Origin of the sequence: Dysosmobacter welbionis (assembly GCF_005121165.3) — a bacterium.
GTDB lineage: Bacteria > Bacillota > Clostridia > Oscillospirales > Oscillospiraceae > Oscillibacter > Oscillibacter welbionis.
Genome location: NZ_CP034413.3, coordinates 1,338,122 through 1,364,100, shown reverse-complemented (window position 1 = coordinate 1,364,100; position 25,979 = coordinate 1,338,122). Strand labels below are relative to the sequence as shown.

25 protein-coding genes, 1 tRNA gene and 1 pseudogene are annotated in these 25,979 nt (G+C 62.5%); 14 read left to right on the top strand and 13 right to left on the bottom strand.

All coding sequences use genetic code 11. The features are described 5' to 3' along the window. Nucleotides 1-5: 5 nt before the first annotated feature. The 4 genes from EIO64_RS07200 to EIO64_RS07185 all read right to left on the bottom strand — a co-directional run bounded on the left by EIO64_RS07200 (nucleotide 6) and on the right by EIO64_RS07185 (nucleotide 6,411). Nucleotides 6-1,277: an HlyC/CorC family transporter gene (locus EIO64_RS07200; protein WP_036629886.1), complete on the bottom strand. Its 1,272-nt coding sequence runs from the start codon at nucleotides 1,275-1,277 to the stop codon at nucleotides 6-8. A 228-nt stretch (nucleotides 1,278-1,505) separates the two neighbouring features. Next, the gene (locus EIO64_RS07195; RefSeq protein WP_249390837.1) at nucleotides 1,506-2,165 is read right to left on the bottom strand and encodes a YczE/YyaS/YitT family protein; all 660 of its coding nucleotides are present in this window, start codon (nucleotides 2,163-2,165) and stop codon (nucleotides 1,506-1,508) included. A gap of 51 nt (nucleotides 2,166-2,216) precedes the next feature. After that, nucleotides 2,217-3,005, bottom strand: a complete 789-nt coding sequence (locus EIO64_RS07190; protein WP_136891070.1) for a hydroxypyruvate isomerase family protein — start codon at nucleotides 3,003-3,005, stop codon at nucleotides 2,217-2,219. A gap of 319 nt (nucleotides 3,006-3,324) precedes the next feature. Then, nucleotides 3,325-6,411, bottom strand: a complete 3,087-nt coding sequence (locus EIO64_RS07185; RefSeq protein ID WP_136891069.1) for a phosphodiester glycosidase family protein — start codon at nucleotides 6,409-6,411, stop codon at nucleotides 3,325-3,327. Between the two features lie 245 nt (nucleotides 6,412-6,656). Here EIO64_RS07185 and EIO64_RS07180 point away from each other — a divergent pair, with 245 nt between their 5' ends. Next, nucleotides 6,657-6,848 (top strand): ferredoxin, encoded by a 192-nt coding sequence (locus EIO64_RS07180; RefSeq protein ID WP_021747569.1) that lies wholly within the window; start codon nucleotides 6,657-6,659, stop codon nucleotides 6,846-6,848. Between the two features lie 45 nt (nucleotides 6,849-6,893). Here EIO64_RS07180 and hemW read toward each other — a convergent pair whose 3' ends face one another. Next, nucleotides 6,894-8,105 (bottom strand): radical SAM family heme chaperone HemW, encoded by a 1,212-nt coding sequence (hemW, locus tag EIO64_RS07175; RefSeq protein WP_119311637.1) that lies wholly within the window; start codon nucleotides 8,103-8,105, stop codon nucleotides 6,894-6,896. Between the two features lie 215 nt (nucleotides 8,106-8,320). Between hemW and EIO64_RS07170 the strand changes: the two genes are divergently transcribed. After that, nucleotides 8,321-8,668 carry a SpoVA/SpoVAEb family sporulation membrane protein gene (locus tag EIO64_RS07170; protein WP_346730085.1) on the top strand — a complete coding sequence of 116 codons (348 nt, stop codon included), beginning with the start codon at nucleotides 8,321-8,323 and terminating at the stop codon, nucleotides 8,666-8,668. A gap of 137 nt (nucleotides 8,669-8,805) precedes the next feature. Here the strand turns inward: EIO64_RS07170 and EIO64_RS07165 are convergent, their stop codons facing one another. Then, nucleotides 8,806-9,180 carry a desulfoferrodoxin family protein gene (locus tag EIO64_RS07165; protein ID WP_119311636.1) on the bottom strand — a complete coding sequence of 125 codons (375 nt, stop codon included), beginning with the start codon at nucleotides 9,178-9,180 and terminating at the stop codon, nucleotides 8,806-8,808. 469 nt (nucleotides 9,181-9,649) lie between these two features. Between EIO64_RS07165 and EIO64_RS07160 the strand changes: the two genes are divergently transcribed. Then, a complete protein-coding gene (locus EIO64_RS07160) occupies nucleotides 9,650-11,644 on the top strand; it encodes a DNA gyrase/topoisomerase IV subunit B (RefSeq protein WP_119311635.1) in 1,995 nt (664 codons plus the stop codon). Nucleotides 11,645-11,649: 5 nt separating this feature from the next. On the opposite strand, the gene EIO64_RS07155 is transcribed toward EIO64_RS07160, so the two are convergent. Beyond that, nucleotides 11,650-11,892 (bottom strand): hypothetical protein, encoded by a 243-nt coding sequence (locus EIO64_RS07155; protein WP_119311634.1) that lies wholly within the window; start codon nucleotides 11,890-11,892, stop codon nucleotides 11,650-11,652. Nucleotides 11,893-12,077: 185 nt separating this feature from the next. On the opposite strand from EIO64_RS07155, the gene EIO64_RS07150 reads away from it, so the two are divergent. From EIO64_RS07150 to EIO64_RS07115, 8 genes are all read left to right on the top strand, one after another. Next, a complete protein-coding gene (locus EIO64_RS07150; protein ID WP_249390836.1) occupies nucleotides 12,078-12,449 on the top strand; it encodes a transposase in 372 nt (123 codons plus the stop codon). 129 nt (nucleotides 12,450-12,578) lie between these two features. Continuing rightward, on the top strand, nucleotides 12,579-14,825 hold the full coding sequence (locus EIO64_RS07145) for a DNA gyrase subunit A (protein ID WP_119311633.1): 2,247 nt from the start codon (nucleotides 12,579-12,581) through the stop codon (nucleotides 14,823-14,825). Between the two features lie 24 nt (nucleotides 14,826-14,849). Continuing rightward, nucleotides 14,850-15,200, top strand: a complete 351-nt coding sequence (locus EIO64_RS18755) for a YitT family protein (protein ID WP_283251957.1) — start codon at nucleotides 14,850-14,852, stop codon at nucleotides 15,198-15,200. After that, nucleotides 15,152-15,703 (top strand): YitT family protein, encoded by a 552-nt coding sequence (locus EIO64_RS18750; RefSeq protein ID WP_283251956.1) that lies wholly within the window; start codon nucleotides 15,152-15,154, stop codon nucleotides 15,701-15,703. Before EIO64_RS18755 ends, EIO64_RS18750 begins: the two co-directional genes overlap by 49 nt. 1 nt (nucleotide 15,704) lies before the next feature. Continuing rightward, nucleotides 15,705-16,301, top strand: a complete 597-nt coding sequence (locus tag EIO64_RS07130) for an LUD domain-containing protein (protein ID WP_021747732.1) — start codon at nucleotides 15,705-15,707, stop codon at nucleotides 16,299-16,301. A 59-nt stretch (nucleotides 16,302-16,360) separates the two neighbouring features. After that, on the top strand, nucleotides 16,361-17,050 hold the full coding sequence (locus EIO64_RS07125; protein ID WP_249390896.1) for a hypothetical protein: 690 nt from the start codon (nucleotides 16,361-16,363) through the stop codon (nucleotides 17,048-17,050). Between the two features lie 37 nt (nucleotides 17,051-17,087). Next, a tRNA-Gly gene (locus EIO64_RS07120) sits at nucleotides 17,088-17,163 on the top strand. A 314-nt stretch (nucleotides 17,164-17,477) separates the two neighbouring features. After that, nucleotides 17,478-17,879, top strand: coding sequence for a hypothetical protein (locus tag EIO64_RS07115; RefSeq protein WP_136891068.1), 402 nt, complete (start codon nucleotides 17,478-17,480; stop codon nucleotides 17,877-17,879). Nucleotides 17,880-17,922: 43 nt separating this feature from the next. Here EIO64_RS07115 and EIO64_RS07110 read toward each other — a convergent pair whose 3' ends face one another. Both EIO64_RS07110 and EIO64_RS07105 read right to left on the bottom strand, forming a co-directional pair. After that, nucleotides 17,923-19,614: an FAD-dependent oxidoreductase gene (locus tag EIO64_RS07110; RefSeq protein WP_136891067.1), complete on the bottom strand. Its 1,692-nt coding sequence runs from the start codon at nucleotides 19,612-19,614 to the stop codon at nucleotides 17,923-17,925. Nucleotide 19,615: 1 nt separating this feature from the next. Continuing rightward, entirely contained in the window at nucleotides 19,616-19,939 is a 324-nt protein-coding gene (locus EIO64_RS07105) for a rhodanese-like domain-containing protein (RefSeq protein WP_394802903.1), read from the bottom strand. A gap of 217 nt (nucleotides 19,940-20,156) precedes the next feature. Between EIO64_RS07105 and EIO64_RS07100 the strand changes: the two genes are divergently transcribed. Further along, complete coding sequence (locus EIO64_RS07100; protein ID WP_021747738.1) at nucleotides 20,157-21,086, top strand: AEC family transporter; 930 nt, start codon at nucleotides 20,157-20,159, stop codon at nucleotides 21,084-21,086. A 151-nt stretch (nucleotides 21,087-21,237) separates the two neighbouring features. Here EIO64_RS07100 and EIO64_RS07095 read toward each other — a convergent pair whose 3' ends face one another. Continuing rightward, entirely contained in the window at nucleotides 21,238-21,570 is a 333-nt protein-coding gene (locus tag EIO64_RS07095; protein WP_021747739.1) for a winged helix-turn-helix transcriptional regulator, read from the bottom strand. A 350-nt stretch (nucleotides 21,571-21,920) separates the two neighbouring features. On the opposite strand from EIO64_RS07095, the gene EIO64_RS07090 reads away from it, so the two are divergent. Continuing rightward, nucleotides 21,921-22,715, top strand: a complete 795-nt coding sequence (locus tag EIO64_RS07090) for a protein-ADP-ribose hydrolase (RefSeq protein WP_025544080.1) — start codon at nucleotides 21,921-21,923, stop codon at nucleotides 22,713-22,715. After that, nucleotides 22,660-23,540, top strand: a pseudogene (locus tag EIO64_RS07085) (SIR2 family NAD-dependent protein deacylase). The gene EIO64_RS07090 and the pseudogene EIO64_RS07085 overlap by 56 nt, the downstream one beginning before the upstream one ends. A 465-nt stretch (nucleotides 23,541-24,005) precedes the next feature. Here the strand turns inward: EIO64_RS07085 and EIO64_RS07080 are convergent. The 3 genes from EIO64_RS07080 to EIO64_RS07070 are packed head-to-tail and all read right to left on the bottom strand — an operon-like array spanning nucleotide 24,006 to nucleotide 25,972. Then, a complete protein-coding gene (locus EIO64_RS07080) occupies nucleotides 24,006-24,467 on the bottom strand; it encodes a hypothetical protein (RefSeq protein ID WP_025544081.1) in 462 nt (153 codons plus the stop codon). Between the two features lie 6 nt (nucleotides 24,468-24,473). Beyond that, complete coding sequence (locus EIO64_RS07075; protein WP_021751592.1) at nucleotides 24,474-25,013, bottom strand: FMN-binding protein; 540 nt, start codon at nucleotides 25,011-25,013, stop codon at nucleotides 24,474-24,476. After that, nucleotides 25,010-25,972, bottom strand: a complete 963-nt coding sequence (locus EIO64_RS07070) for an RnfABCDGE type electron transport complex subunit D (RefSeq protein ID WP_249390835.1) — start codon at nucleotides 25,970-25,972, stop codon at nucleotides 25,010-25,012. The genes EIO64_RS07075 and EIO64_RS07070 overlap by 4 nt, the downstream gene beginning before the upstream one ends. Nucleotides 25,973-25,979: the final 7 nt, after the last annotated feature.

The following is a 25,979-nucleotide window of genomic DNA, read 5'->3' as shown; positions in this document are numbered from 1 at the left end:
TCCGGTCAGTGCTGTGCCGCGCCCTCCGCGGTCTCCGGCGCCTCCGCCGCCACGGCCACCCGAACCTCCAGCACCCGGCGGTGGTCCACCATGGTCACAGTGACGTCCAGGCCCTCCGCCTGGAAGTGGTCCCCCACCAGGGGCAGGCGGCCCAGCTGGTCGATCACCCAGCCGGAGACGGTGCTGGCGTCGCAGTCCCCCTTGATGGAGAACAGATCGTACAAGTCGGAGAGGTCGGCGCCGGCGGCCACCAGGAAGCTGCCGTCGCTCTGCTTGCGGAAGGACTCCACCACTTCATCGTGCTCGTCCCAGATCTCGCCCACCAGCTCCTCCAGGATGTCCTCCATGGTCAGCAGGCCCTCGGTGCCGCCGTACTCATCCACCACGATGGCCATGTGGGTCTTTTTTTTCTGCAGCGTCCGCAGCAGCAGGCCCAGGTCCGCATTGGCGGTGGTATAGTGGACCGGCGTGATGCAGCCGGAGATGTTGCCCTGGCCCCGGTAGCGGGCGGCGTTGAAGTCCTTCTCATGGATCACGCCCACGATGTCATCCACGTCCTTGTGGTACACCGGCAGGCGGGAGTAGCCGCTCTCAGCGAACACGGCGGCGATCTCCTCCATGGAGGCAGAGTCCTCCACCGCCACGATGTCCACCCGGGGCGTCAGGATGTCCCCGGCCTCCAGGTCGCCGAACTCGATGGCGGAGCGGATCAGCTGGCTCTCGTGCTGGTCCAGACCTCCCTCGTTCTCCGCCTCGGATACCATGGTGATTAGTTCCTCTTCCGTGATGCCCTGGTCCTCAGAGGGGTGGAAGATCATGTTCAGCAGCCGCTTCCACTGGGAGAACAGGAAGTTCAGTGGCCGCAGGACCAGCAGAAACACCCGCAGGATGGGCGCGGAGAACATGGCGAAGCTCTCCGCGTGCTCCTTGGCCAGGCTCTTGGGGGAAATCTCGCCGAAGATCAGCACCACCAGCGTCAACACCACCGTAGAGACGGTGGGGCCGTAAGCCGCATACAGCTTGGTGAACAGCACTGTGCCCACAGTGGAGGCGGTGATGTTCACGATGTTGTTGCCGATGAGGATGGTGGAGATCAGCCGGTCATAGTCCTCCACCAGGTCCATGGCAAGAGCAGCCCGGTGGTCGCCGGACTCCGCCCGGCTCTTCATCCGGATCTTGTTCAGGCAGGAGAAGGCGGTCTCCGTGGCGGAGAAATAGGCCGACATCATCACCAGCAGGACGATGGCCACGGTCATTGATATAGTGGAACTGTCCATGGGAAAAATCATCACTCCTCAAAAAAATCAGCGGATCCCTGAGGCCCAAAACGCGAAAAGGGCAGTCTCACCCCTTGGGGCAGACTGTCCTTCTGAAAGACACCTCGGTATGTATGGGTGGGCAACGGAGGTTCGTCCACGCGGGTTCACAGATCCTTCCTGGCCGGCAGGCCAACTTACTTATCTGCTAATATACCATAACAACGGAAGGGATGCAACACTGATTTTTCAGGTTCTTGCACCCAGGGCGGAGATGCGGGAGATCAGCGGCAGTCTCCGGTTATAGAGGTTCACGAACCGGCCAACCGCCAGTGCGGAAAAAATGGTGCCGATCTCCAGGCCCTGGAGCTGATGGAAGAAGAGCAGGGAGAGGAGCAGGGCTGTGGACACCAGCGTGGCGTCGAAAGCCGTCTTTACATTGCCGAACTGTCGGCCGGTGACGACTGCGATGGCCTGGACGATCCCCTCGCCGGGGACCATCAGCACCCGGGGCGCCACCTCGACGCTGATGCCGAAGCCCAGCACGGCGCAGCCCACGGCCAGCGCCAGCAGCCGCATGGGCAGCACACCGACCTCCATCCAGGAGAGGAGTCCCATGCTCACATCAATGAACAGGCTGAACACCACATTCACAGCAACCTGTAGGAGCTGAACGGGACGGAAGTCCTTCCGCAGCAGCAGGACCTGCGCCAGAATGAACAGCATATTCATCAAAAAAGTGAACTGTCCCAGCGTGACGGGAAAGCGGAGGCTCAGCACATAGGGCAGGCTGGAGATGGGGGAGGTCCCCAGCGCGGCCTTGGTAATCAGGGCCACGCCGAAGGCGTTCAGCAGGACCCCGGCAGTGAACCAGCCATAGCGGGAGAGAGCGATTTTTATGGAGTGCATCTTGTTGGATCCGTCCTTTTTCGCAGAATACAGGGGGTACCGGTCAACGTGTCAGCCGGCGTCCAGAATGGCCTTTACAGCCTCCCGGGTGGAGCGGGCGGGAAACAGCTCATAGCCCACCAGCCCTGTGTAGCCGGCGGCCTCCAGCGCCTTGTAGACCCGGGGGAAGGCGATCTCCCCGGTACCGGGCTCACGGCGGCCAGGGGCGTCTGCCGCGTGGACATGGCCGAAGGTATCGGCGTACTGCCGGATGGTGTCGCAGAGGCGGCCCTCGTTCAGCTGCATGTGGTAGATGTCATACAGGACCTTCAGGCGGGGAGAGCCGATCAGGCGTACCAGCTCCGCCGCCGTCTGCGTGTCCCGCAGAAAATTACCGGGGTGGTCTGTGGAGATGTTCAGCGGTTCCAGATAGAGGGTGACGCCTGCCTCCTCCGCCAGGCGGGCGCTGGCGGCAAGGCCCGCGTACAGGGAGCAGAGCTTCACCGTGTGGGAGAGGTCCTCCCGGGGCGCCAGCACCACGCCCCCCAGCCCCAGACCGTTGGAGTGGACGGTGACGCCGGAGGCGCCCAGGAACCGGGCCGCCTCCAGAGAGCGGTGCAGAAAGGCCAGATACGCCTCCCGCTGGGCAGGGTCGATCAGAGAGAGGTCCGCGTCCCCGTTGAAGCCGCAGACAGGGATCCCGGCCCGATCTGATGCCGATTTGACGGCAGAGAGGTCCCGGTCCGCCCAGCTCCAGAACTCCACGGCGTCAAAGCCGTCCTCCTTTGCCGCCTGGAACCGGTCCAGGAAGGGCAGCTCCAGGTACAGCGTGTCAATGCAGGCGGAACGTCTCAGCTTCATGGGGGGCCTCCTCGCAAAGAGACATCCTGTCCGCGGACAGGATGTGGAATATGATTACTTTACACCCTGGGGCAGGAGCTGTCAACAGGCACCGTTTCCATCTTCCGGCTTCACCGGACAGCCCTGGCCGCCTGAATAGAGGCCGACCGGGAAGGGCTGTGCCCGGCGGCATTTGCCTGGACGGGCCCCGGGGGAGACCCTTTCCTGAAATCACAGGGGATTGGAGTCGATAGCGCTTTGCAGCACCCGGCAGATTCCGAAAAGACGCTCTCCATAAGGAGAGGCCGGCGCGGATGCGCCGGCCTCTGAAAGGCGAAACTCACATCAGGTTGTAGAGGATCTTGGCCATCTGACCCCGGGTGATGTTGGCTCCGGGCTGGAACGTGCCGTCCGCATAGCCGCTGATGACGCCCTGGGCCGCCATGGTCTGGATGTAGTAGGTGGCGTAGGCAGGGATGGAGGCGGTGTCGGAGAAGGTCAGATCGACAATGGCGTAGCCCTTCTCCTGGGTACGGCCGATCATGGCGGCGGCCTGGGCCCGGGTCAGGGACCCGCCGGGATTGAAGTACAGCCGTCCGTCGCTGCCGGTGGAGCCGTTGATGATGCCCTCGGTGTACAGGGCCTTCACCGCCGTCAGGGCGTAATCCCCGATGGAGGCGTTGTCCGCGAAGGGCAGCGTCACGCTCTCATACTGGGTGCCGTCCAGCCCCAGGTAGCGATACAGCATCACCGCGAACTGCTGGCGGGAGATGTTGTCGTTGGGCCGGAAGGTGCCGTCGGCATAGCCGGTGGTGATATTGGCGTTGTACAGGAAGTCCACATAGGTGGCCGCCCAGTAGTCGTTGATGTCCGTGAACTTGTGGTCCACGCCGTAGGGCTCCACATCCACGGAGGCCCGGCCGATGTTGCCGGAGAGGTCCCGGGCGGTGATGGTGATCCGCATGGCCTCGTGGCTCTCCCCGGGGCCGGGCAGGGCCACGGTCACAAGACCGGTGGCGGGATCATAGCTGCCGTAGGGGGCGCCGTTGTAGGTGACGGTGACGCTGCCCGCTGGCAGGATGCCATCCACCGCGTCGGCGACCGAGGCGGTCACCTGCCAGAGGGAATTGTCGAGGGAGGCGGAGACCACAGGCGCCGCGTTGTCCGGCGTGCCGGAGGCGGTGGCGGTGATGTGGTCGATATAGATGGTGCCGGAGAGCTTGTCGCCGACAGAAACCGTACCGTCTGCGGCGGTGGTGGCGCTGACCTGCAGACCCTGAATCTCGAAGTGTGCGCCGGGGAGGGTGACGGTGACCTGTTTCCAGCCGGTGAAGTCCAGCGGGGTTACCTGGAGGGACTGATAGCCTGCGGCGCCATCGTTGTACAGCAGGGACAGGATGTTGCCGGAGCCGTCGCCGTAGACCCACAGGTGCAGGGCAGTATAGGTGCTGCAGTCGATGCCCGTGGACTTGGAGGCCCGCCACTCGGCGGTGTAGGCGCCTTGGGATGCGCCGGTTTCGGTAAGAGTGTAATCCACCTTGGCGGAGCCGCTGCCCATCCGCACGGTGTCGGCGCTGTGGTTCAGACTGAAGTCCATGTTGCTGCCGCTGCCCCGGAAGATGGTGGTGCTGCCCTCAAAGGACTCCACCTCCATGACGCCGCCGGCGGAGACCGTGCCGGAGCTGGAGACGGTGACGGGGATGGAGACTCTGGCCCGGCCGGCGGAGACCGTGATGGTGCCGGTGCCGGGCGCGGCGGCAGTAAAGAGGCCGTGCTCATCCACCGTGCCGATGTCGCCGGTGACCTCCCAGGTGAAGGCTTCTGGATCCGCCTTCAGGGAGATGTGGTTGTAGGCGGCGGTGGCGGCCAGCTGGGTGGTGGTGCCGGTGGCGGCATTCAGCGTGGTGAGCGCGGTGCCGCTGCTGTCCCGGATCACCACGTCCGTGGGATCCTCGATGGCGTAGACGGTGGTAGAGCCTTCTCTGCGGCCGCTGGAGGCGGTGACGGTGATCTCACCGCCCCGTTTCGGGGTGGTGAGGATATTGCCGTCCAGCTCCCCGTCGGAGGCCTCCAGGTCGTAGTCATAGTCCTCGTCCATGGGGATGTAGTTGGTGTCTACGGCGGCGGCGGAGATCTCTACCTTGCTGCCCGCCAGAACGTAGGCGTTGTCCGCCTGGACGTAGAAGTGGCCCAGTTCGCCGGTGGGCTCATTGGTGGCCACCAGGAACAGGTGGTTGGCCACCGCCCGCTCACTGCCGTCGGAGGGACGGTTGATGGTAGCGGCGGTGGTGTCGTCGGGCTGCGTCACGGTGATGGTGGTGGAGCCGCCGCCGTCCAGGCCGATGGCGGCCACGCAGCCCAGCTCGATCATCCGCTGGGCCACCTGGCTCAGGCTGGCGCCGATGGAGTGGCCGGACCGGCGGCCGTCGATGGTATAGAACACCACGGTGCCGTCAGCTGTCACACCCACCGCCGTGCGGGGGTTCACCCCGGAGGGCAGACCGGAGACCACGGCGCCGTCCTGCACCAGGGAGTATAAGGCACCCACGGCGTACTGCACATCGTTCCACGCCTCATTGGCGGCGGAGACGGTGACGGTCACCGTGGCGCCCACAGGGATGTTCCGCAGGGCGTCGGTGTAGTAGGTGTTGGAGAGGGCGTTGGCGGAGAGGACAATCTGGTCCGGCCCGATGGCCGTTGCGGAGGTGGCCTCGATCACCTGGTCCACCACCAGCGTCATGGTGCCGCCGATGGAGAGGGAGCCGTCCACGATGGTGCACAGCACGTCCACGCCGGCCTCGGTATTGCCGGTGGTGTGCCGGTTGTTGAAGTCGTATGTATAGAGGTAGATGCCGCCGGTGGAGACCCGGGCCTTGTTGATGCCGGCCACCGTGCGGATGATGTCCGTGAAGTACCCGCTGCTGTCCGAACCCTGATAGCCCAGGTTGGCGGAGATGGAGAGTCCGGGCTTGCCGATGACAGCAGAGCCATCCTCCCGGAAACCCATGGCGTAGTAGCCGCCGTCGCTGCTGAGGACCTCTCCCTCCGACACCAGGATGCCGATGGGCAGGCCGTTGGAGGTGTTGAAGAAGTCGCCGTTGATGCCCGCCGCCACCCGGTAGCCCTGGCTCTCCAGTGCCCGGGCCGCAGAGGTGACCGTGGTGCGGGTGGTCAGGGAGTCCCCGAAGGTGACGATGGGCGTCACATCTGCATTGGGCTCGTATGTGACGACGTTCTCCGTCCGCAGGTCGGAGTACGCAGTACTCCAAAACACATTGGTGGAGAGCTGGGTCTTCTGGTTCAAAAGAGTGCCCTTGGAGGTCAGGTCCTCGCCCATGGCCTCGGACGCGGCGGCGGTGAGGCCCAGGGAGCAAAGAAGCGTGAACGCCAAAAACAGGGACAGGGTTTTGCGCAGGGTGTTTTTCATGTCATACCTCCATAAGCTGCAGCTGAGATGGTCTACATAATCCTCTTCAGAATAGCATAAACAGGCGGAAAAGTAAATGGGAATGGGGCAACAAAATCCACCAGATTGCACAGAGTCTCCCAAATACAAGACGGCGTCTGCGGGAAAAAAGTTCCGCCCGCCGCAGAAAAGACTTGGAGAAACCGGCGCGGTGTATTACAATAAAAGGGAACAGCGGGCGCAGCCCGCGGAAAAGGAGGAAGCGCATGACAGTCAATGTGGACGCCTCCCGGTGTATCGGCTGCGGGATGTGCGCGGCGGCGGTGCCGGCCGTGTTTCAGATCCAGGGGCGGGTGTCCGTGGTGCAGGCCCAGCCCCGGACCCCGGCGGAGGAGGCGGGGGCCTTCGACGCGGCCAACGGCTGCCCGGTCAATGCCATCCGGGCCCGGAAGGCATGAGAAAGAACCGCCCGCCGGAGCATTCCAGCGGGCGGCTTTTTTCATTCAATCCAGGTTCACCCGGAAATCTCCCCGGGCGGCGGCATCGGCCCGCCGCTGTTTGTCCGCGGCCAGGGCATCCAGCATCCCACCGATGATCTGGTTGGACACCAGAAAGCCCCGGGGCGTCAGGTGCCAGCGGCCGTCCTCCTCCACCGCATAGCCGGCCCTGGCGCACTGGTCCAGGAAGGGCAGAAAGCAGGTGAACCGGCGGCGGAAGCGGCGCTCAAATGCCTTGGGGTCCAAACCCGCCGTGGTCCGCAGGCCCAGCATTACCCATTCGGTGTCCCGGTCCAGGGGTGGGATGCGGTCGCTCTCCGACAGCATGGGGGCGTGGTCCCGCACGCCCCGGATATAGCCCTCCAGATCCTTTGTGTAGGCGTACCGCACGCCGCCGAAGTCCGAGTGGGCGCCGGGGCCGAAGCCGGCGTACTCCCCCAGGGTCCAGTATTTCAGATTGTGCCGGGAGGCGCAGCCCGGCTTTGCGAAGTTGGAGATCTCATACTGCTCATAGCCCTGGGCCTTCAGGAACTCCACCGTGTAGAGATACATGTCCGCCTGGGCGTCGTCCCCCGGCAGACCCGCGGTCCCCCGCCGGGCAAAAAGGGGCGTACCCTCCTCTACCTTCAACCCATAGCAGGAGAGATGCTCCGGCGTCAGGTCCAAGGCAGCGGAAAGGTTTTTCTGCCACCCCTCCAGCGTCTGATGGGGCAGGCCGTAAATCAAATCCAGGGAGAGATTCTGGAACTTGGCCTTCCGGGCGGCCTCCACGGCGGCTTCCGTCTGAGCCATGGTGTGCACCCGGCCGATCTCCGAGAGCTCTTCGTCATCGGCGGACTGCATTCCCAGGGAGAGGCGGTTGAACCCGCACCGGCGCAGGGTGCGCAGCTCTTTCCAGTCCCCGGCGGAGTCGGGATTGGCCTCCAGGGTGATCTCCGCCTGCTTGTCCACCTTGTATTTTTTCAGAATGGTCTTCAGGATCTTCACCAGCCGCTTGGTCCCCAGATAGCTGGGGGTGCCGCCGCCGAAGTACACGGTGTCGACCAGATGGCCCGCCGCGAAGGGGGCGGTCTCCGCCAGATGGGCGCACAGGGCATCCGTGTAGTCGTCCATCCGGCTCTCGGACCGGGGCAGGGAGTAGAAGTCGCAGTAGACGCACTTGCTCTTGCAGAAGGGAATGTGGATATACAGGCCCAGCGGGGCGGGCATGGGTCTCATGGGGATTCCTCCAAACACACAAATCTTCGGGCAACAGTGTACTCCCTTCCGCGCAGGTTTGCAAGTGCGTATAGTTTCCGAACAAGCAGGAGACCCTATGGGAAAATGGCCTGGAGGGGATTTTCAATGAATATGACGCCGCAGGAATACCAGCAGTATGTGAAGCAGAAGGCCCCAAGTCGCCGCTGCTGAAGGATACGGTCCTGGCCTTTGTAGTGGGCGGGGCCATCTGCGTGGTGGGCCAGCTGATCCTGAACGGCTGGACTGCCGCCGGCCTGGAGGAAAAGACGGCGGGCACCGCCACCTCCTGCACGCTGGTGTTTCTCTCCGCCCTGCTGACGGGGCTGAACCTGTACAACAAGCTGGCCCGCTTTGGCGGCGCCGGGACGCTGGTGCCCATCACCGGCTTTGCCAACGCGGTGGTCTCACCGGCCATCGACTTCCGCAGCGAGGGATTCGTCACCGGCATGGCGGCCAAGATGTTCCTGATCGCCGGGCCGGTGATCGTGTTCGGCACCCTGGCCTCGGTGATTTACGGCGTGGTCCTGGTGCTGCTCGGCTGAAGCGGGAATGCCATGCCGTCCCGCTTTGGGGATGCTGCACCCACAGAGGCTTCCTATATCCTAAATATATCCGATCTCAAAAGTCAGAAGACCGCCCCGGCGCTGTGCAGCGCCGGGGCGGTCTGGTGTCTCGCAGCTTACAGGTCCTTCTTCCAAAGACCGTGGAGGTTGCAGTAGGCATAAACGGCCTTGGCAGTCTGGCCCTCCGCCAGGGCGAACACGACCTCCGGCGTCTCCTCCGGGTGGAACCAGTGGATCAGGGCGTCCCGCTCAGTCTCCACCACCACCCACTGGATAAAGTGCTCGGCGGTCATGGGATGGGTGACAGAGCCCACGTCCACCTTCACCAGACTGCCCTCCACCGTGACGGCAGGCACGTGCTTCTCCTGGGCGGCGTCGGTGACACCGGCCTCCAGCACATGCATCTCCTCGCCGCAGCACTTCACGGGCACCTGGGCGGAGGTGAGCTTGGTGATGACATTGCCGCAATGTTTGCAGATATAGAACTTCATATAGAATTCTCCTTTTTCCGTTTTTTGAAATACTTTCAAGGGGAGAGGGATTTCTTCTGGCAATATATTAGCATATCCAAATGTGCGCATATATTGCATTTGCAACTACAAAAAAATTCCGGGTATCCGGCTGGCTGAAAAGGCGCTCTGTAAAAGCATCTGATCCGAAAAACGGAGCGTCCGGCCGGGGTGTGCGCGGCGCGGTATTTTTTTCGTATTTCAAAAGTTGACATAACGGTGTGGAAAACTCTGTGGAGAATGTGCAAAACCCCGATGAAAAGGGCATTGAGCTGGGTGACGGCCAGGTTATGAGAAATTTTACGCAATAACATTTTTGTAAAATTTGTGTGAAGCGTCGGGAAGCGGGCGGGATCACGGCGTCTTTTGGGGGAGCACTTGAAGGACAGCGCCGGGTGTGCTACAATAAATTTATGAATTTTACGGCAGACACTGCCTTTGGAGGAACTTAATGGCAACCAAGAAGCAGGACTATGGCAACGACAGCATTTCGGCATTAAAGGGCGCAGACCGGGTCCGGAAGCGGCCCGGCGTCATTTTCGGCTCTGACGGACTGGAGGGCTGCGAGCACGCGGTGTTCGAGATTCTCTCCAACTCCATCGATGAGGCCCGGGAGGGCCACGGCCGGACCATCACTGTCACCCGGTTTGCAGACCGGTCCATCCAGGTGGAGGACGCGGGCCGGGGCTGCCCGGTGGACTGGAATGAGAAGGAGCAGCGGTACAACTGGGAGCTGGTGTACTGCGAGCTGTACGCCGGCGGCAAGTACGACAACGTCTCCGGCGACAACTACGAATATTCCTTAGGGCTCAACGGATTGGGTGCCTGCGCCACCCAGTACGCCTCCCGGTACATGGACGTCACCGTCTGGCGGGACGGCTTTGAATACACCCTGCACTTTCAGCGGGGCGAGATCGTGGGGGAGCTGGGGAAGGCGCCCCTGCTCAAGAGCCAGGCCAGAAAAACCGGCACCCGCACCCGCTGGCTTCCCGACTTGGACGTGTTCACGGACATCGCCATCCCGGCGGAGTACTTCACCGACGTGATGAAGCGCCAGGCGGTGGTGAACGCCGGGGTCACCTTCCGGTTCCGGAACGAGACAGAGCCGGGTCGGTTCGAAGAGGCGGAGTTCCTCTACGAAAACGGCATCATGGACTATGTGACGGAGCTTGCGGGAGAGGGGAGCCTGACGGCGCCGGTGTTCTGGCAGACGGAGAAGAAGGGCCGGGACCGGGCGGACAAGCCGGAGTACAAGGTGAAGCTCAGCGTGGCCTGCTGCTTTTCCAATAAGGTGAACGTCATCGAGCACTACCACAACTCCTCCTGGCTGGAGCACGGCGGCTCTCCGGAGAAGGCGGCCAAGTCCGCCTTTGTCTCCGCCATCGACAAGTACCTGCGGGACCAGGGGAAGTACCAGAAGAGCGAGGGCAAGATCACCTGGGCGGATATCGAGGACTGCCTGGTGCTGGTCAGCAACAACTTCTCCACCCAGACCAGCTACGAGAACCAGACCAAGAAGGCCATCACCAACAAATTCGTCCAGGAGGCCATGACGGAGTTCCTCCGCAGCAACCTGGAGATCTACTTCATTGAAAACCCCTTTGACGCAGAGAAGATCGGCGAGCAGGTGCTGCTGAACAAGCGCAGCCGGGAGAAGGCGGAGGAGACCCGCCTGAACGTGAAGAAGAAGCTCTCCGGCTCGGTGGACATCGCCAACCGGGTCCAGAAGTTCGTGGACTGCCGCACCAAGGACGTGGACAAGCGGGAGATCTACATCGTGGAGGGCGACAGCGCCCTGGGCAGCGTGAAGCTGGCCCGGGACTCCGAGTATCAGGGCATCATGCCGGTGCGGGGCAAGATCCTGAACTGCCTGAAGGCGGACTATGCCCGGATTTTCAAGAGCGAGATCATCACGGACCTCATCAAGGTCCTGGGCTGCGGCGTGGAGGTCCAGAACAAGCACGTGAAGAACGTGGCGCCCTTTGACTTGGGCAACCTGCGGTGGAGCAAGGTGGTCATCTGCACCGACGGCGACGTGGACGGCTTCCAGATCCGGACGCTGATCCTCACCATGCTGTACCGGCTGACCCCCACCCTGATCCGGGAGGGGTACGTGTATATCGCGGAGACGCCCCTGTTTGAGATCAACAGCGGCGACAAGACGTGGTTCGCCTACTCCGACAAGGAGAAGAACGACATCGTGAAATCCCTGGAGGGGAAGAAGTACAAGATCGACCGGTCCAAGGGCCTGGGCGAGAACGACCCGGACATGATGTGGCTGACCACCATGAACCCGGAGACCCGGCGGCTGATCCGGGTGATGCCGGAGGACGTGGAGCAGACGGCGGCGGTGTTCGACCTGCTGCTGGGGGACAACCTCCAGGGCCGGAAGGACCATATTGCGGAGAACGGGTACAAGTACCTGGAGATGGCGGATATTTCGTGAGAGTTTTATGAGATCAGCAGCCCGTCCGCCCGCTGGCCCGCCATGAGCCGCAGGCCCAGTTGGAGCCCGATGGCAAAGGACTCCGTGCCCCACAGCAGGCACAGGTCTTCCAGCCGGTCCCACAGGAACAGCGCGTCCGCAGGGCTGCCGTGGGAGACGATCCGCTCTTTGAGCGCATCCGCCTGTTTGCCGACTTTCATCAACGGCAGGGCGTAGTAGTCATACAGCCATTTATAGGTCTCATTCATGGAGCAGCCTCCTTTGAATTTTATGAATACAGCATACTAGAGTTTCGGAAAATGCGCAATACGTGAATTATTTCAAGTATTTTGGCTGTTTGGGTTAATAAATGCGTAGCCGTTGGGACAGAAAGCACCCTCTGTTTCGACAACGGAAAATACACTCCCAATCAACGGATAGCGGAGAGGATGCCATGGAACGCCCCCAGCGGAAGCGCCTGCGGCTGGAGTCCTATGATTACAGCCAGCCGGGATCTTATTTCATCACCATCTGCACCAGGGAGCGGAATCAGGAGGTCCTGTGTTCCATCGAACCCGCCGTAGGGGCGATTATCAATCGCCCGCCTCGAATCTCCCTGACACCTCTGGGGCGGATCGTGGATGAAACCATCCGAGCGATCCCGGATCACTACCCCGGCATATCGGTAGATCAATATATCATCATGCCGGACCATGTGCATTTGATTTTGGCACTCCGGCACATCGGGCCGGACGAGCGGCAGATTGCCGCCCCTACGCCGCTGTCGAACGTCATCCAGCAGATGAAGCGGATCACCAGCAAGTAAGCGGGCATTTCTCTTTGGCAGAAGGGCTTTTATGACCATGTGATCCGCAATGACGAGGACCTAGCCAATGTTCGCCAGTACATCCGCAACAACCCCTTGAAATGGATACAAGATAAGGACTGATTACACTTGCCCAAAAAGAAAAAAACCGACGACAACAAGCATAAGGTAGACGCGTCCAACGTCATCGGCCTTCACGCGGCGGTGGTGGAACAGCCCATCACCGACACGCTGGAGACCAACTACATGCCCTACGCCATGAGCGTCATTGTCTCCCGGGCCATTCCGGAGATCGACGGGTTCAAGCCCTCCCACCGCAAGCTGCTGTACACCATGTACAAGATGGGTCTGCTGACGGGAGCCCGGACCAAGTCCGCCAACATCGTGGGCCAGACCATGCGCCTCAACCCCCACGGCGACGCCGCCATCTACGACACCATGGTGCGCCTCTCCCGGGGCTACGGCGCCCTGCTGACGCCTTTTGTGGATTCCAAAGGCAACTTCGGCAAGGTCTACTCCCGGGACATGGCCTGGGCCGCCCCCCGGTACACAGAGGCCAAGCTGACGCCCATCTGCGCCGAGCTGTTCCGGGATATCGACAGCGACACCGTGGACTTTGTGGACAACTACGACAACACCATGAAGGAGCCGGCCCTGCTGCCCACCACCTTCCCCAACATTCTGGTGTCCGCCAACAGCGGCATCGCCGTGGGCATGGCCTCCCAGTTCTGTGGGTTCAATCTGAAGGAGGTCTGCGACACCACCATCGCCTATCTGAAGAACCCGGACTGCGACCTGATGGAGACCCTGCTGGCGCCGGATTTCCCCACCGGCGGAGAGCTGATCTTCGACCGGAACACCATCCGGGAGATCTATGAGACCGGCCGGGGCAGCGTCCGGGTCCGGGCCAAGTACCGCTACGTCAAAGAGGAGAATCTCATCGAGATCTACGAGATCCCCTACTCCACCACCGTGGAGGCCATCCTGGACAAGGTGGCGGAGCTCATCAAGGCGGGCCGGGCGAAAGAGATCGCCGACATGCGGGACGAGACGGACCTCTCCGGCCTGAAACTGGCCATCGACCTGAAGCGGGGCGTGGACCCGGACAAGCTGATGACCAAGCTCTACAAGCTGACACCCCTGGAGGACGCCTTTGCCTGCAACTTCAACGTGCTGATCGCCGGTACTCCCAAGGTGCTGGGGGTGCGGCAGATCCTGGAGGAGTGGACTGCCTGGCGGACCGGGTCCGTCCGGCGGCGGGTCTACTTCGTGATGAAGAAGAAACAGGACAAGCTGCACCTCTTAAAGGGCCTCAAGCGGATCCTGCTGGACATCGATAAGGCCATCCAAATCATCCGGGAGACAGAGGAGGAGGCCGAGGTCATCCCCAACCTGATGATCGGCTTCGGCATCGACCAGATCCAGGCGGAGTACGTGGCGGAGATCAAGCTCCGCAACATCAACAAGGAGTATATCCTCAAGCGTGTCAACGAGACCGACGCCCTCCAGGACGAGATCGCCGACCTGGAGGACACCCTGAACTCCCCCCGGCGGCTGAAGCAGATCCTGGTGGACGAGCTGACGGAGGCGGCCAGGAAATACGGCGAGCCCCGCCGAACCTCCATCGTGTACAGCCACGAGATCGAGACCTATGTGGAGGAGGCTCAGGTGGAGGACTACTCCGTCCATGTGTTCCTCTCCAGGGAGGGGTACTTCAAGAAGATCACCCCCGCCTCTTTGCGAATGGCGGCGGACCAGAAGTACAAGGACGGGGACGGATTGTCCCAGACCTTTGAGACCACCAACGGCGCGGAGATCATGTTCTTCACGGACCGGTGCCAGGTGTACAAGACCCGCCTCAGCGAGTTTGAAGACACCAAGGCCAGCGCCTTGGGGGACTATCTGCCCGCGAAACTCTCCATGGACAGCGGCGAGAATGTGATCTACGCCGTCCTGCCGGGACCGGACTACGCCGGGGCCCTGCTGTTCTTCTTTGCAAACGGCAAGGCGGCCCGGGTGGACCTGACCGCCTACAAGACCACCTCCAACCGCCGCAAGCTGACGGGGGCCTACTCCGACAAGGCGCCCCTGGCCTGTATCCGCAGGCTGGATACAGACTGCGAGCTGGCGGTGTACTCCACGGAGCCCCGGGCGCTGATTTTCCACACCGCTCTGCTGGCTCCCAAGACCACCCGCACCACCCAGGGGGTGGCGGTGATGACCCTGAAGCCAAAGTACCAGCTGGAGACGGTGAAGGCGCTGGAGGACACGCCCATCACCAACCAGAGCCGCTACCGGGTGCGCAGTCTCCCGGCGGCGGGCGCCCTGCTGCGGGAGGAGGACTCCGAGGAGCGGCAGATGGATCTGCTGGACTGAATCAGATAGAAAAGGAGTAGATCTATGGCGCAGAAGGTGAGGAGCTGCGGTATCATCACGCTGGGGGCAGTGATCTACGCCCTGGCATTTGACTGGTTCGTAGCCCCCAACCAGATCGCCATGGGCGGCGTGACGGGTCTGGCCCAGATCGTGAACGCCCTGGTGCCGGTCCTGCCGGTGGGAGTGCTGTCCATCCTTGTCAATGTGCCGCTGTTTCTGGCGGGCTGGCGGCTGCTGGGAGGCCGCCTGCTGGTGAGCAGCCTGTACGCCATGGCAGTCAGTTCCTTGGCCATTGACGTGATTGCATGGATGCATACCTTCCCCCGATGGACCCGATCCTGGCGACCCTGTACGGCGGCGCCGGGATGGGGGTAGGGCTGGGATTGGTATTCTCCCAGGGGGCCACGACGGGCGGCACGGATATCATCGGCAAGCTGCTGAAGCTGAAATTCCCCTGGCTGCCCATCGGTAAGCTGGTGATGATCCCGGACATGGTGGTGGTGATCCTGGCTGCAGTGGTGTTCGGCACCGTCAACGCGGCACTTTATGGCTTGATTCAGATGTATCTGCTGTCCAAGGTCATGGATATGATCCTGTACGGGTGGGATACCTCTCGTGTGGCCTACATCATCACCGACCGGTGGGAGGAGACGGTCCAGGGACTGCTGGATATGAACCGGGGCGTGACGCTGCTTCAGGGAAAAGGCGCATACACCGGCGCGGAGAAGCAGGTACTGCTGGTGGCCTTCAGGCAGCGGGAGATCGTGCCCATCAAGCGGATGCTGCGGGAGATCGACCCGAAGGCTTTTTTCATCGTGTGCGACGCCCATGAGATCCTGGGCGAGGGATTTGGGGATTATCAGAAGGAGGAAATTTGACATGACAGATTTCACGAAGGTTCAGCAGGCCCTGGAGCGCCGGGGCTACACCGTACGCACCTTTGCGGCGGCGGCGGAGGCCGCGGCCTACCTGGACGGCGCCATCGACGGCAAGACCGTGGGCTTCGGCGGCTCCGCCACCCTGGACGCTCTGGGGGTGTACGACAAGCTGGCGGCCCACAACACCGTCATCTGGCACTGGAAGCAGGAGGCGAACGCCGCCCGGAAGGCGGCCATGCAGACCCAGGTGTACCTGTCCTCTGCCAATGGCCTGGCGGAGTCGGGGGAGATCGTCAACATCGACGGCACCGGCAACCGGGTGTCCGCTACGCTGTTCGGCCATGAGAAGGTGTACTTTGTCATCGGCCGGAACAAGCTGGCCCCCACCTACGAGGCGGCGGTGTACCGGGCCCGGAACGTGGCTGCACCCCAGCGCGCCCGGCAGCTGGGGAAGAAGACGCCCTGCGCCGTGAAGGCGGACCGCTGCTACGACTGCCGGAGTCCTGAGCGGGTCTGCCGCGCCTTGGTGACTCTCTGGGGGCCTATGCTGGGCATGGAGACGGAGGTCCTGCTGGTGGACGAGGACCTGGGGCTGTAAGCGCGCCCCTGCCCGTCCCTGGGCCATTCTGACCGGAAAGGAGGCGCCGAGCCGTGAAGATGCGCCATCTCACCCTGCTCCTGTGCGTCAGCCTGTCCCTGACGGGGTGCAGCGCCCTGCTGGAGCGGAACTATGCCACCGTGGAGCCCCACAGCAGCAAGTTCTGGGAGAGCGAGGCCGCCGGGACTCTCCGGGCGGAGAACTACCAGGACATCGTGAACGACCTGCTGATCCTCATCGGCCAGCACACGGAGAGCGCCACGGTCCGCCTCTACAACTACGAGGACGATCTGACGGTGGCGGACACACTGGAGCAGGCCACTACGGAGGTCCAGCAGGAGACGCCTATGGGCGCCTATGCCGTGGAGTATATCACCGCCTCCAGCCGGTCCCAGCGGGGGTACTATGAGATCAGCATCCAGGTCAGCTACCGCCGGACGGCGGAGCAGATCCAGGCGGTGGTGAACGCCACCAGTACGGAGGCGCTGTCCGCCCTGCTGGAGGCGGCGCTGGACGAGGGCCGCACGGAGCTGGCGGTCCGGGTCGGCTATTGGGGAGAGGACGGCCAGGCCCGGGTGGAGGAGACGGTGGCACAGCTCCGGGAGGCGCGAGGTCTGGCAGAGACGCCGCCCTGGACGATCTCCTATTATCCGGCACAGGGTCCGGTGGGGCTGATCGAGTTTGTGATGGGCGGAGACGCCGCGGCTGCTGCGGAAGAAAATTCGGAAAATCTTGCAGAAGAGTCTTGACAAGCGGGTGTTTCTCTGGTAGAATACCTCTTGTTCCGCGGGCATAGCTCATCTGGTAGAGCGCCACCTTGCCAAGGTGGAGGTAGCGAGTTCGAGCCTCGTTGCCCGCTCCAGAGTGAAACAGGACACCCAATTTTGGGTGTTCTGTTTTTTCATCAGAAAGCGAACTCGCTGCCTCCGCCCCGCGCCGAAGGCGCGATTGGATCAGAGGTGAGGCAGGGGTCCTGCGAATGGCGGTCAGCCATTCGCGGGATGCCGGGAAGCGAGCTCGAGCCTCGTTGCCCGCTCCAGAGTGAAACAGGACACCCAGCTTTGGGTGTCCTGTTTTTTCATCAGAAAGCGAACTCGCTGCCTCCGCCCCGCGCCGGAGGGCATTGTTGACTTCCGGCCAAAGAGTGTGTATCATAGTGGAAAAGGGGGAGCCGATATGAAGCTGTTTCTGGTGGAAGCACTGACGTATCTGCCGCTGTCGTTACCCTGCGGCATTCTCTGCTTTGCCGCCGCCCGCTGGGGACTGGAGCGGAAAGGGCCGCGAATTCGGCAGATCGTCAGGGTGTGCCTTCTGATCGGGCTGGCCCTTCTGGCCGCAGGAATGATCTATGGACTGCTACGGTACTGCGGTGTTCTGGTGTTTCCGGATGACGATTTTTCCTCTGTCCACTTTTTTGATTCCAGCGGCGGCGATGAGGGATTTCAGTATCTCTATGTGTGCGGGATCATATCCTTGGGGATCCTGGCGGCCCTGCGGCAGGATCGGGCGGCGCGTCGTGCAGCCCCGCAGAAAGATGCTACTCAAGATGTCCTTTCCGTCGAAATCAATCATGAATGAAGCCACCCGCTGCCTTTGCAGCGGGTGGCTTGCGTTTTCCTGTTTACTTCTCCATCCCGCAGGGCCAGGCCTCCTGTGCGGCGGTCCGGTCCCGCACCACCGTCTCATACAGCCGCCAGCCGCCGGAGAGGTTATAGCATTTGAACCCCTGCTGGGCCAGAATACGGCACGCGATATAGCTCCGCAGGCCGCTCTGGCAGATAACGTACACCGGCTTGCCTACCGGGACTTCCCGCAGCCGCTCCCGCAGGTCATCCACCGGGAGGTTAACAAAGCCCTCCGCGTGGCCGTCGGCGTACTCGCCGGGGGTCCGCACGTCCAGCAGCGTCACACTGCCGTCCCGGGGCAGGGCGTCCACATCCTCCGGGAAGAACTGCTCCACCAGCCCATGGGACAGGTTCTCGATCATAAAGCCTGCCATGTTCACCGGATCCTTGGCGGAGGAGTAGGGCGGCGCGTAGGCCAGATCCAGATCCTTCAGCTGGAGGGCGGAGAGTCCCGCATGGATGGCCGTGGCCAGCACGTCGATCCGCTTGTCCACACCCTCGTAACCCACGATCTGCGCGCCCAGCAGGCGGTATGTGCCCTTCTCGAACACCACCTTCAAGGTCATGACTTTGCCGCCGGGATAGTATCCGGCGTGACTCATGGGGGAGAGGTAGACCTTGTCGCAGTCGATGCCCGCCTGTTTTGCCGTCTTCTCATTGACGCCGGTGGTGGCGATGGTCATATCGAATACCTTGATGACGGAGCTGCCCTGGGAGCCGGGATACCGGCTGTCTCCGCCGCAGATGTTGTCCGCCGCGATGCGCCCCTGCTTGTTGGCGGGGCCCGCCAGGGAGAGGAGGGTGTCCTGCCCGGTGACGAAGTGCTTCACCTGTACCGCATCCCCCACAGCGTAGATGTCCGGCGCGGAGGTCTCCATCCGGTCGTTCACCAGGATGCTGCCCTTGATCCCCAGCTCCAGCCCGGCCGCCTTGGCGAGGCCGGTGTCCGGCGTGACGCCGATGGCCAGCACCACCATGTCGGCGGTGAGGGGCGCCTCGTTCTTCAGCAGCACATTGACCCGGTCACCGTTGGCGGCAAAGCCCTCCACAGTGCAGCCCAGATGCAGCCGCACCCCTTTTTGCCGCAGCTTGGCGTGGAGGAAGGCGGCCATGTCCGCGTCCAGGGGATTCAGCAGCTGGCGGGGCCGCTGGACCACGGTGACGTCGATGCCCAGCTCCCGCAGGTTTTCCATCAGCTCCACGCCGATGAAGCCGCCGCCGGCCAGCACCGCGGACCGGGGATGGTGCTGTTCGATGAATTCCCGGATCTTCAGGGTGTCCTCTACCGTGCGGAGGGTGAACAGGCGGTCGATCCCTACGCCGGGCAGCGCCGGCTGGGTGGGCCGGGCACCGGGGGAGAGGACCAGTTTGTCATAGGATTCGGTAAAGGTCTCGCCGGTAGCGAGATTCCGCACGTCCACGGTCTTCTCTGCCGGGTGGATGGCTGTGACTTCGTGGCGCACCCGCATGTCCACCCGGAAACGCTGCCAGAAGCTCTCCGGCGTCTGAAGCGTCAGCTCCTCTTTGTCGGTGATGACGCCGCCGATGTAATAGGGCAGACCACAGTTGGCGTAGGATACATATCCGGACCGCTCAAATACCACGATTTCCGCGGTCTCGTCCAGCCGGCGGAGCCGGGCCGCGGCGGTGGCGCCTCCGGCCACGCCGCCTACAATGATGACTTTCATCTCACTTGACCACCTTTCCACGATAGTTGCAGATGCCGCCCAGATCCGTCACATCAGTATACCCCATGCGCCGCAGCAGGCCGGCCGCCTGACGGCTCCTGACGCCGCTGAGACAGTAGACGAAGAGGGGCGTCTCCCGGGCGGGGGGCAGAAGCTCTGTCCGCCCCAACGTCTGCAGCGGCAGATTCCGGCTCTCCGGAATATGACCGTCCGCATATTCCTCCTGTGTGCGCACGTCCAGCAGCAGGGCGTTCGGCGTGGCGGCAAACCGCTCCAGCCCCTGTCCCAGGTCCGGCCGCTGCAGAAATCCAAAGAATCCCATCATACGCATCCTTTCTGTCCGCGCCGCTGCTGCGGCGGGGCTCCCGGCACCGGGAGCCGGGCCGTCCGGCGGCTCTTTTAAAAAGAGTATACCACACGCCGACCGGGATTTCTGTGACAAAAGCACAGAAGTGTCCGGCGCTTGCAATCCCGTCTGGGTGGTATATAATGAATAACAATGCAGACCGGGGCCTGCGGGGGACCGGACAGGAGGCGTGCGGATGGAGTTTTTCTGGGAGATGCTGTCCCTGCAGGAGACGATGTTCCTTCTGATCCTGACGGGCGTACTCATCAAAAAGCTGAAGATCATCGACGCGGCGGGGCGGAAGATGCTCTCCGACCTGCTGATCGATGTGATCCTGCCCTGCAATATCGTCGAGTCCTTTTTAGGCGGGATGGTGTTCCCAGACGGCTTCGCCCGGAACTGCCTGCTGGCGGTTGGACTTTCCGCAGTCATCCAGCTGATGTCCATATACGGCAGCAAGCTGCTCTTCCGAAAGTACCCTCGGGAGCAGAGGAGCGTTCTCTCCTACGGCATCATCTGTTCCAACTCCAGCTTTGTGGGGTTGCCGGTGGCCCGCCTGCTGTTTGGGGATCTGGGCGTGATCTACACGTCCATGTTCCAGATCCCGCTCCGCTTCACCATGTGGACGGCGGGGCTGTCCCTCTTCACCAGCGTCAGCAGGAAGGACGCCTTCCGCAAGCTGGTCCGCCACCCCTGCATCATCGCCGTTTTCGCGGGGCTGCTCCTGATGGCCGCTCCGGTGTCCCTGCCGGGCTTCCTGGACAGCGCCGTCGCCTCGGTCAGCAGCTGCACCGTCCCGGTCTCCATGTTCGTCATCGGGACAATCCTGGCGGACGCCCCCATCCGCTCCATGTTCTCAAAGCCTGTTCTGTGGTACACCTGCCTGCGGCTGGTCCTGTACCCGCTTCTGCTGTGCGTACTGCTCAAACCGCTCCACCTGGACACGACGCTGACCAATGTCTGTATCCTGATGACGGGGATGCCCGCCGGCAGCACGGGCTCTATTCTGGCGGACAAGTATGACTGCGACGCCGTCTTTGCCTCGCAGATCGCGTTTGCCTCCACCCTGTGTTCGATCCTGACGATCCCGCTCCTGACTCTGGTAATGGAGTCGTTTCCCCTTTGAGGAAGCCTGCACCCTTGCGGGCCCTGCCGCTGCGGGACGGCGGGATCCAAAAAACAGACTGCACGAGCAGTCTGTTTTTTGCTGGGTCGGGGCTCTTTCGGGACCGCCCCGCAAAGGCTGCCAAAGCAGGCGGCTTGACGCTGAGGGAGGGCTACCCCTGTTTTTGGGCCTTATACGCCTCGCCCCAGTTCCTCATGGCGTCCAGAATGGGTTTCAGGCTGTACCCCAGGTCGGTCAGCGTGTATTCCACGCGGGGCGGGACCTCCGGATAGACCGTACGGGTCAGCAGGCCGCTCCGCTCCATCTCCCGGAGCTGGGCCGTCAGCACTTTCTGGCTGACCGAGCCGATGGACTTCTTCAATTCTCCAAAACGCTTTGTCCCCGGCATCAGATCCCGGAGAATGAGCACCTTCCACTTGTCACTGATCAGCGTCAGCGTGGTTTCCACCGGACAGGCCGGAAGTTCTTTTGCCGCGGCTGCCATCTGCAGGTCCCTCCTGTATACCGATCACTTCAAATCCTCTGATATCATCCATATTTTATGGTACCTGCAGAGCGATTGTCAAGCTCCCATGGGGCGGCGATGAAAAATTTCGCCCCGTGGAAAGCCCCGCAGCCCCTTGGTTACCTCCCGGTGCCTATGTCACAGCATTGTGCGTACTTTACGAGTGGTGAATCCCGCCGTACAATAGAAAGCGAGGGGTGAAGCAGCCTGCGCTTTCCCGCAGAAGGGGACGCCCTCTGCAAGTGCCGGGAAGCGGGCTCTGTGCCGATCTCCGCTCTGGCATTTCCGGTATCAGACCGTACAATGAATCTTTCCTTTGGAGGAGACCCATGGATCGCAGGGAACAGGTACAATATTTGAATCAAACCCTTCTGGCGGAAATGCCTCAGTACCGGGAGCAGGCGGAAGCATTTCCGGTGGATGCATTCTCACAGCGGCGGCTGCTCCGCTCCCTGATGAATGTCCGGCCGCCCATGCCCCTGGCCCCCAAATTTCTGGAAGTCCAGGATGCCCTGCTCTCCGCCGAGCGGGAGGAAAAGGGCGTGGTGAACGGGGATGCCCTGCCTCCCACTGCAGGAGATCCCCGCCTGGTGCTCTGGCAGGGGGACATCACCCGGCTGCGGGCGGACGCCATTGTGGATGCAGATAATTCCGCTCTGCTGGGCTGCTTCGCCCCCTGCCACGGCTGCATCGACAACGCCATCCACTCGGCGGCGGGGCTCCAGCTCCGGGACGCGTGCGCAGAAATCATGCGGGCCCAGGGGCATCCTGAGCCCGCCGGCCGGGCCAAGCTGACACGTGCCTATAACCTGCCGGCCCGGTATGTGCTCCACACTGTGGGGCCCATCGTGGGCAGATGGGTGACCTGGAAGGACCGGCGGGAGCTGGCCGCCTGCTACCGCTCCTGCCTGGCGCTGGCCGCGGAGCATGGTCTCCGCAGTGTGGCCTTCTGCTGCATCTCCACCGGGGAGTTCCACTTTCCAAACCAGGAGGCCGCCGAGATCGCCGTGAGAACGGTCCGGGAATTTCTGGAGCAGCAGACAACTTCCGTAGAAAGGGTGATCTTCAATGTTTTCAAAGACCTGGACGCAGCCATCTACCGCCGTCTCCTCGGACCCGATTGAGCAGCTGAAGGGGGCCCTGGCCTCTGCGGACGCAGTGGTGGTCGGGGCGGGGGCGGGTCTGTCCGCCTCTGCGGGGATGACCTACTCCGGCGAACGGTTCCGGCGGTATTTCAGCGACTTTCAGTCCAGGTACGACATCCAGGACATGTACTCCGGCGGATTCTATCCTTTTGAAAGCCTGGAGGAGTACTGGGCCTGGTGGAGCCGGCAGATCCTGGTAAACCGCTATGAAAAGGCGCCGAAGCCTGTATATGGCGATCTGCTGAAGCTGATAAAGGACAAGGACTACTTTGTCCTGACCACCAATGTGGACCACCAGTTCCAGCTGGCGGGCTTCGACAAGCAGCGGCTGTTCTACACCCAGGGGACTATGGCCTGTGGCAGTGCTCCAAGCCCTGCCATCAGGAGACCTATGACAACGAGGAGACCGTCCGCAAAATGTTTGCAGAACAGAGGGACATGCGGATCCCCACGGAGCTGGTGCCACGCTGCCCCAGGTGCGGCCGTCCCATGGCCATGAACCTGCGGTGCGACGATACCTTCGTCCAGGATGCGGGCTGGTATGCCGCCGCCCGGCGGTACGAGGACTTCCTACGGCGGCACAGGGGACGGCGGCTGCTGTTCCTGGAGCTGGGGGTGGGCGGCAACACCCCGGGCATCATCAAGTATCCCTTCTGGAAGATGACCCTGGAGAACCGGAGCGCTGCCTATGCCTGTATCAATCAGAAGGAGTCCTATATTCCCCCGGAGATTCGGGGGCGGTCTGTCTGCATCCCTGCGGACATCGGACATATTCTGAAACGACTCACCCTGCTGGAGCACTGAGACCTTCCCCACCCGGGGAGGCGCATTGAAATCCCTGCTTGCCGGTGATCCCTGTGTAAATGGGACAGAGGTGCGGAAGACTCGGTGGGGTCTCCACGGGAAAATGGACTACCATCCCCAAATGCCTGCCGGCAGCTGAAACGGCTTGCGTCAAAGCCGCGTTTGCAACGGTATTGACAAGAACACACAGCTTGCGGGATCACGTTGCCGCCCAATCCTTCGCTGCGGTCCGATGTTTTCACAGCTCACGGCAGTTCTCGGGGATATGAAAAAGGCCTCCGGCATCTTGCCGGAGGCCCTTGTTTTTTAGCGATGGAGGGTTTTTCAGGCGGCTTCGGCCTTCCGGTGCTCCGCATACAACCGGTACCGGAACGGATAGTCCGGGCTTGCAGAACAGCTGGACTGTACCGGCGAACCGATCCACGCAGCTCGCTGCCCTGCCGTATGGGAACCCCGACCGCAGTTTTAAATCCCAATACTCATCAGAATCTGTGCAGCAAGCCACAGCAGCAGCGCGGACACCACAGCCATGCTCCTGGGGTACTTGCCCGCGGCACCGGAGGAGATCCGGTCCAGGATGGAGTGGAGCAGTACCTCACAGATCAGGAACACAGCGCCGCCCAGGATCCCGACCCGCAGCGCGTCCAGCACCGTCGGCACACTGCCGGCGCACAGAGAGAGCACGCCGAACGCCACAGTGCCCACGATCAGCGAGGTTGCCCAAAACCGGTGGTTCTCCCCAAAGAGGATCACCTCCAGGACCAGCGCGAGGAGAGAGAGGGCCGCCAGCGTGGGAATGTCCAGCGCGGGCAGGATGATGTTGGGGACCAGCGCCGCTGCAATCTGGGCGGCAAGACCCGCTGCCAGCAAGGTCACGGAAAGGCAGATGGACGCCGTGCACAGCGGCGATACAATGATCTTTTTCAAGCAGCATCAACCTCCCCACTCTGTCGCAGACGTGCTGACATCTGCACCGGTGACATACGCGCAGGCGGAACTGACGCCACGGGCAACCGCCCGCGAGGTGACGGTGGCGCCGGTGATCGCGTCCACACCACCGCCCACCTCCGCCTCTCCGGAGGTGCCGACGAACTGCACCAGAAAATCAATGTCCGTCAATGCGTTCCGGCCCAGGCCGAAGGTCTCCTCCATGTCCCGGACCACCAGACCTGTTACATGGCCATTGCTGTCCACACCGGTCCACTGGCGGATGGGGCCGGCATAGCCGTCCACAGTGGTCTCTATGATCCAGCCGCCTTCCCCTTTCCAGACGGCCGTAATATTGGCATCGGTCCCCGTGTCCTCTTCCGGGGTGAAGACCGTGCTTCCGGGAAGCAGGGTCTCCATCATCTCCTGTTGCTCCGCTGCGGCGTTTGCGGCCGCGGCGGGAGCCACGGCATTCCCAGCCACTACCAGGATCAGGCCGGCAAGCAGCAGGGAACCGGCACTGACAAGCAGCTCTTTTGCCTTCATCGAAGGCCTCCTTTCCGTTGCGGCGCGCCGAACAGGCGGGTGGGCGTGAAGCGCTCCAGCAGCCAGGACGCGGCATTCATCAGTAAAATCGCGTAGGTGACGCCCTCCGGGTAGAGACCGACGGAGCGGAAGAGCACGGTCAGCACGCCGCAGCCGATCCCATAGAGCACCTGCCCGCCGGGCGTGGCGGGGGAGGTGGCGTAGTCCGATGCCATGAAGAGGGCCCCCAGCAGGACCCCGCCGCCCAGAAGACTGTACAGCATCCACCGAAGCGGTTCCATCGGTGCGAAGGCGAAGCTCAGGACCGCCATCGTTCCGAGATAGCTGACGGGGATCCGCAGCTTGATGACCCCGCGGACCACCAGATATCCGCCCCCGATCAGCAGCGCCAGCGCGGAGACCTCACCGATACACCCACCGATGCTGCCCAGGAACATCTCCGAAAGCGGGACGTCCGGCAGCGCGGGCATCACCATGCTGTGGAGGGGCGTGGCGGCTGTGACCACGTCTGCGGAGCCCAGGTCCAGGGGAACGGATGCCCCAGGGGCCGCGAAACGGGTCATGGACGCGGGAAACAGCAACAGCAGCAGGGCGCGGGCCGCTAGCGCGGGATTGAAAATGTTCTGGCCCAGGCCACCGAAGGCAGCCTTCACTACAATGACGGCAAACACCGCACCCACCGCCGCCATCCAATAGGGCACGGTGGCCGGGAGCGTCAGCGCCAGCAGCAGCCCCGTGACGGCGGCCGAGAGATCTTCCACGGTCTGGTACCGGCGGGTAAGCTTGTTCCAGAGCGCCTCGGCCAATCCTGCGGCCGCAATGGATACCGCCGCAAGCAGCAGGCAGCGGAGCCCGAAGAAGATCGTTCCCGCCAGGAGGGTGGGCAGCAGCGCGATCAAAACGTCCAGCATGATCCGCCGGGTGTTGTCGCCGCAGCGGATATGCGGGGATGAAGACATGGCAAAC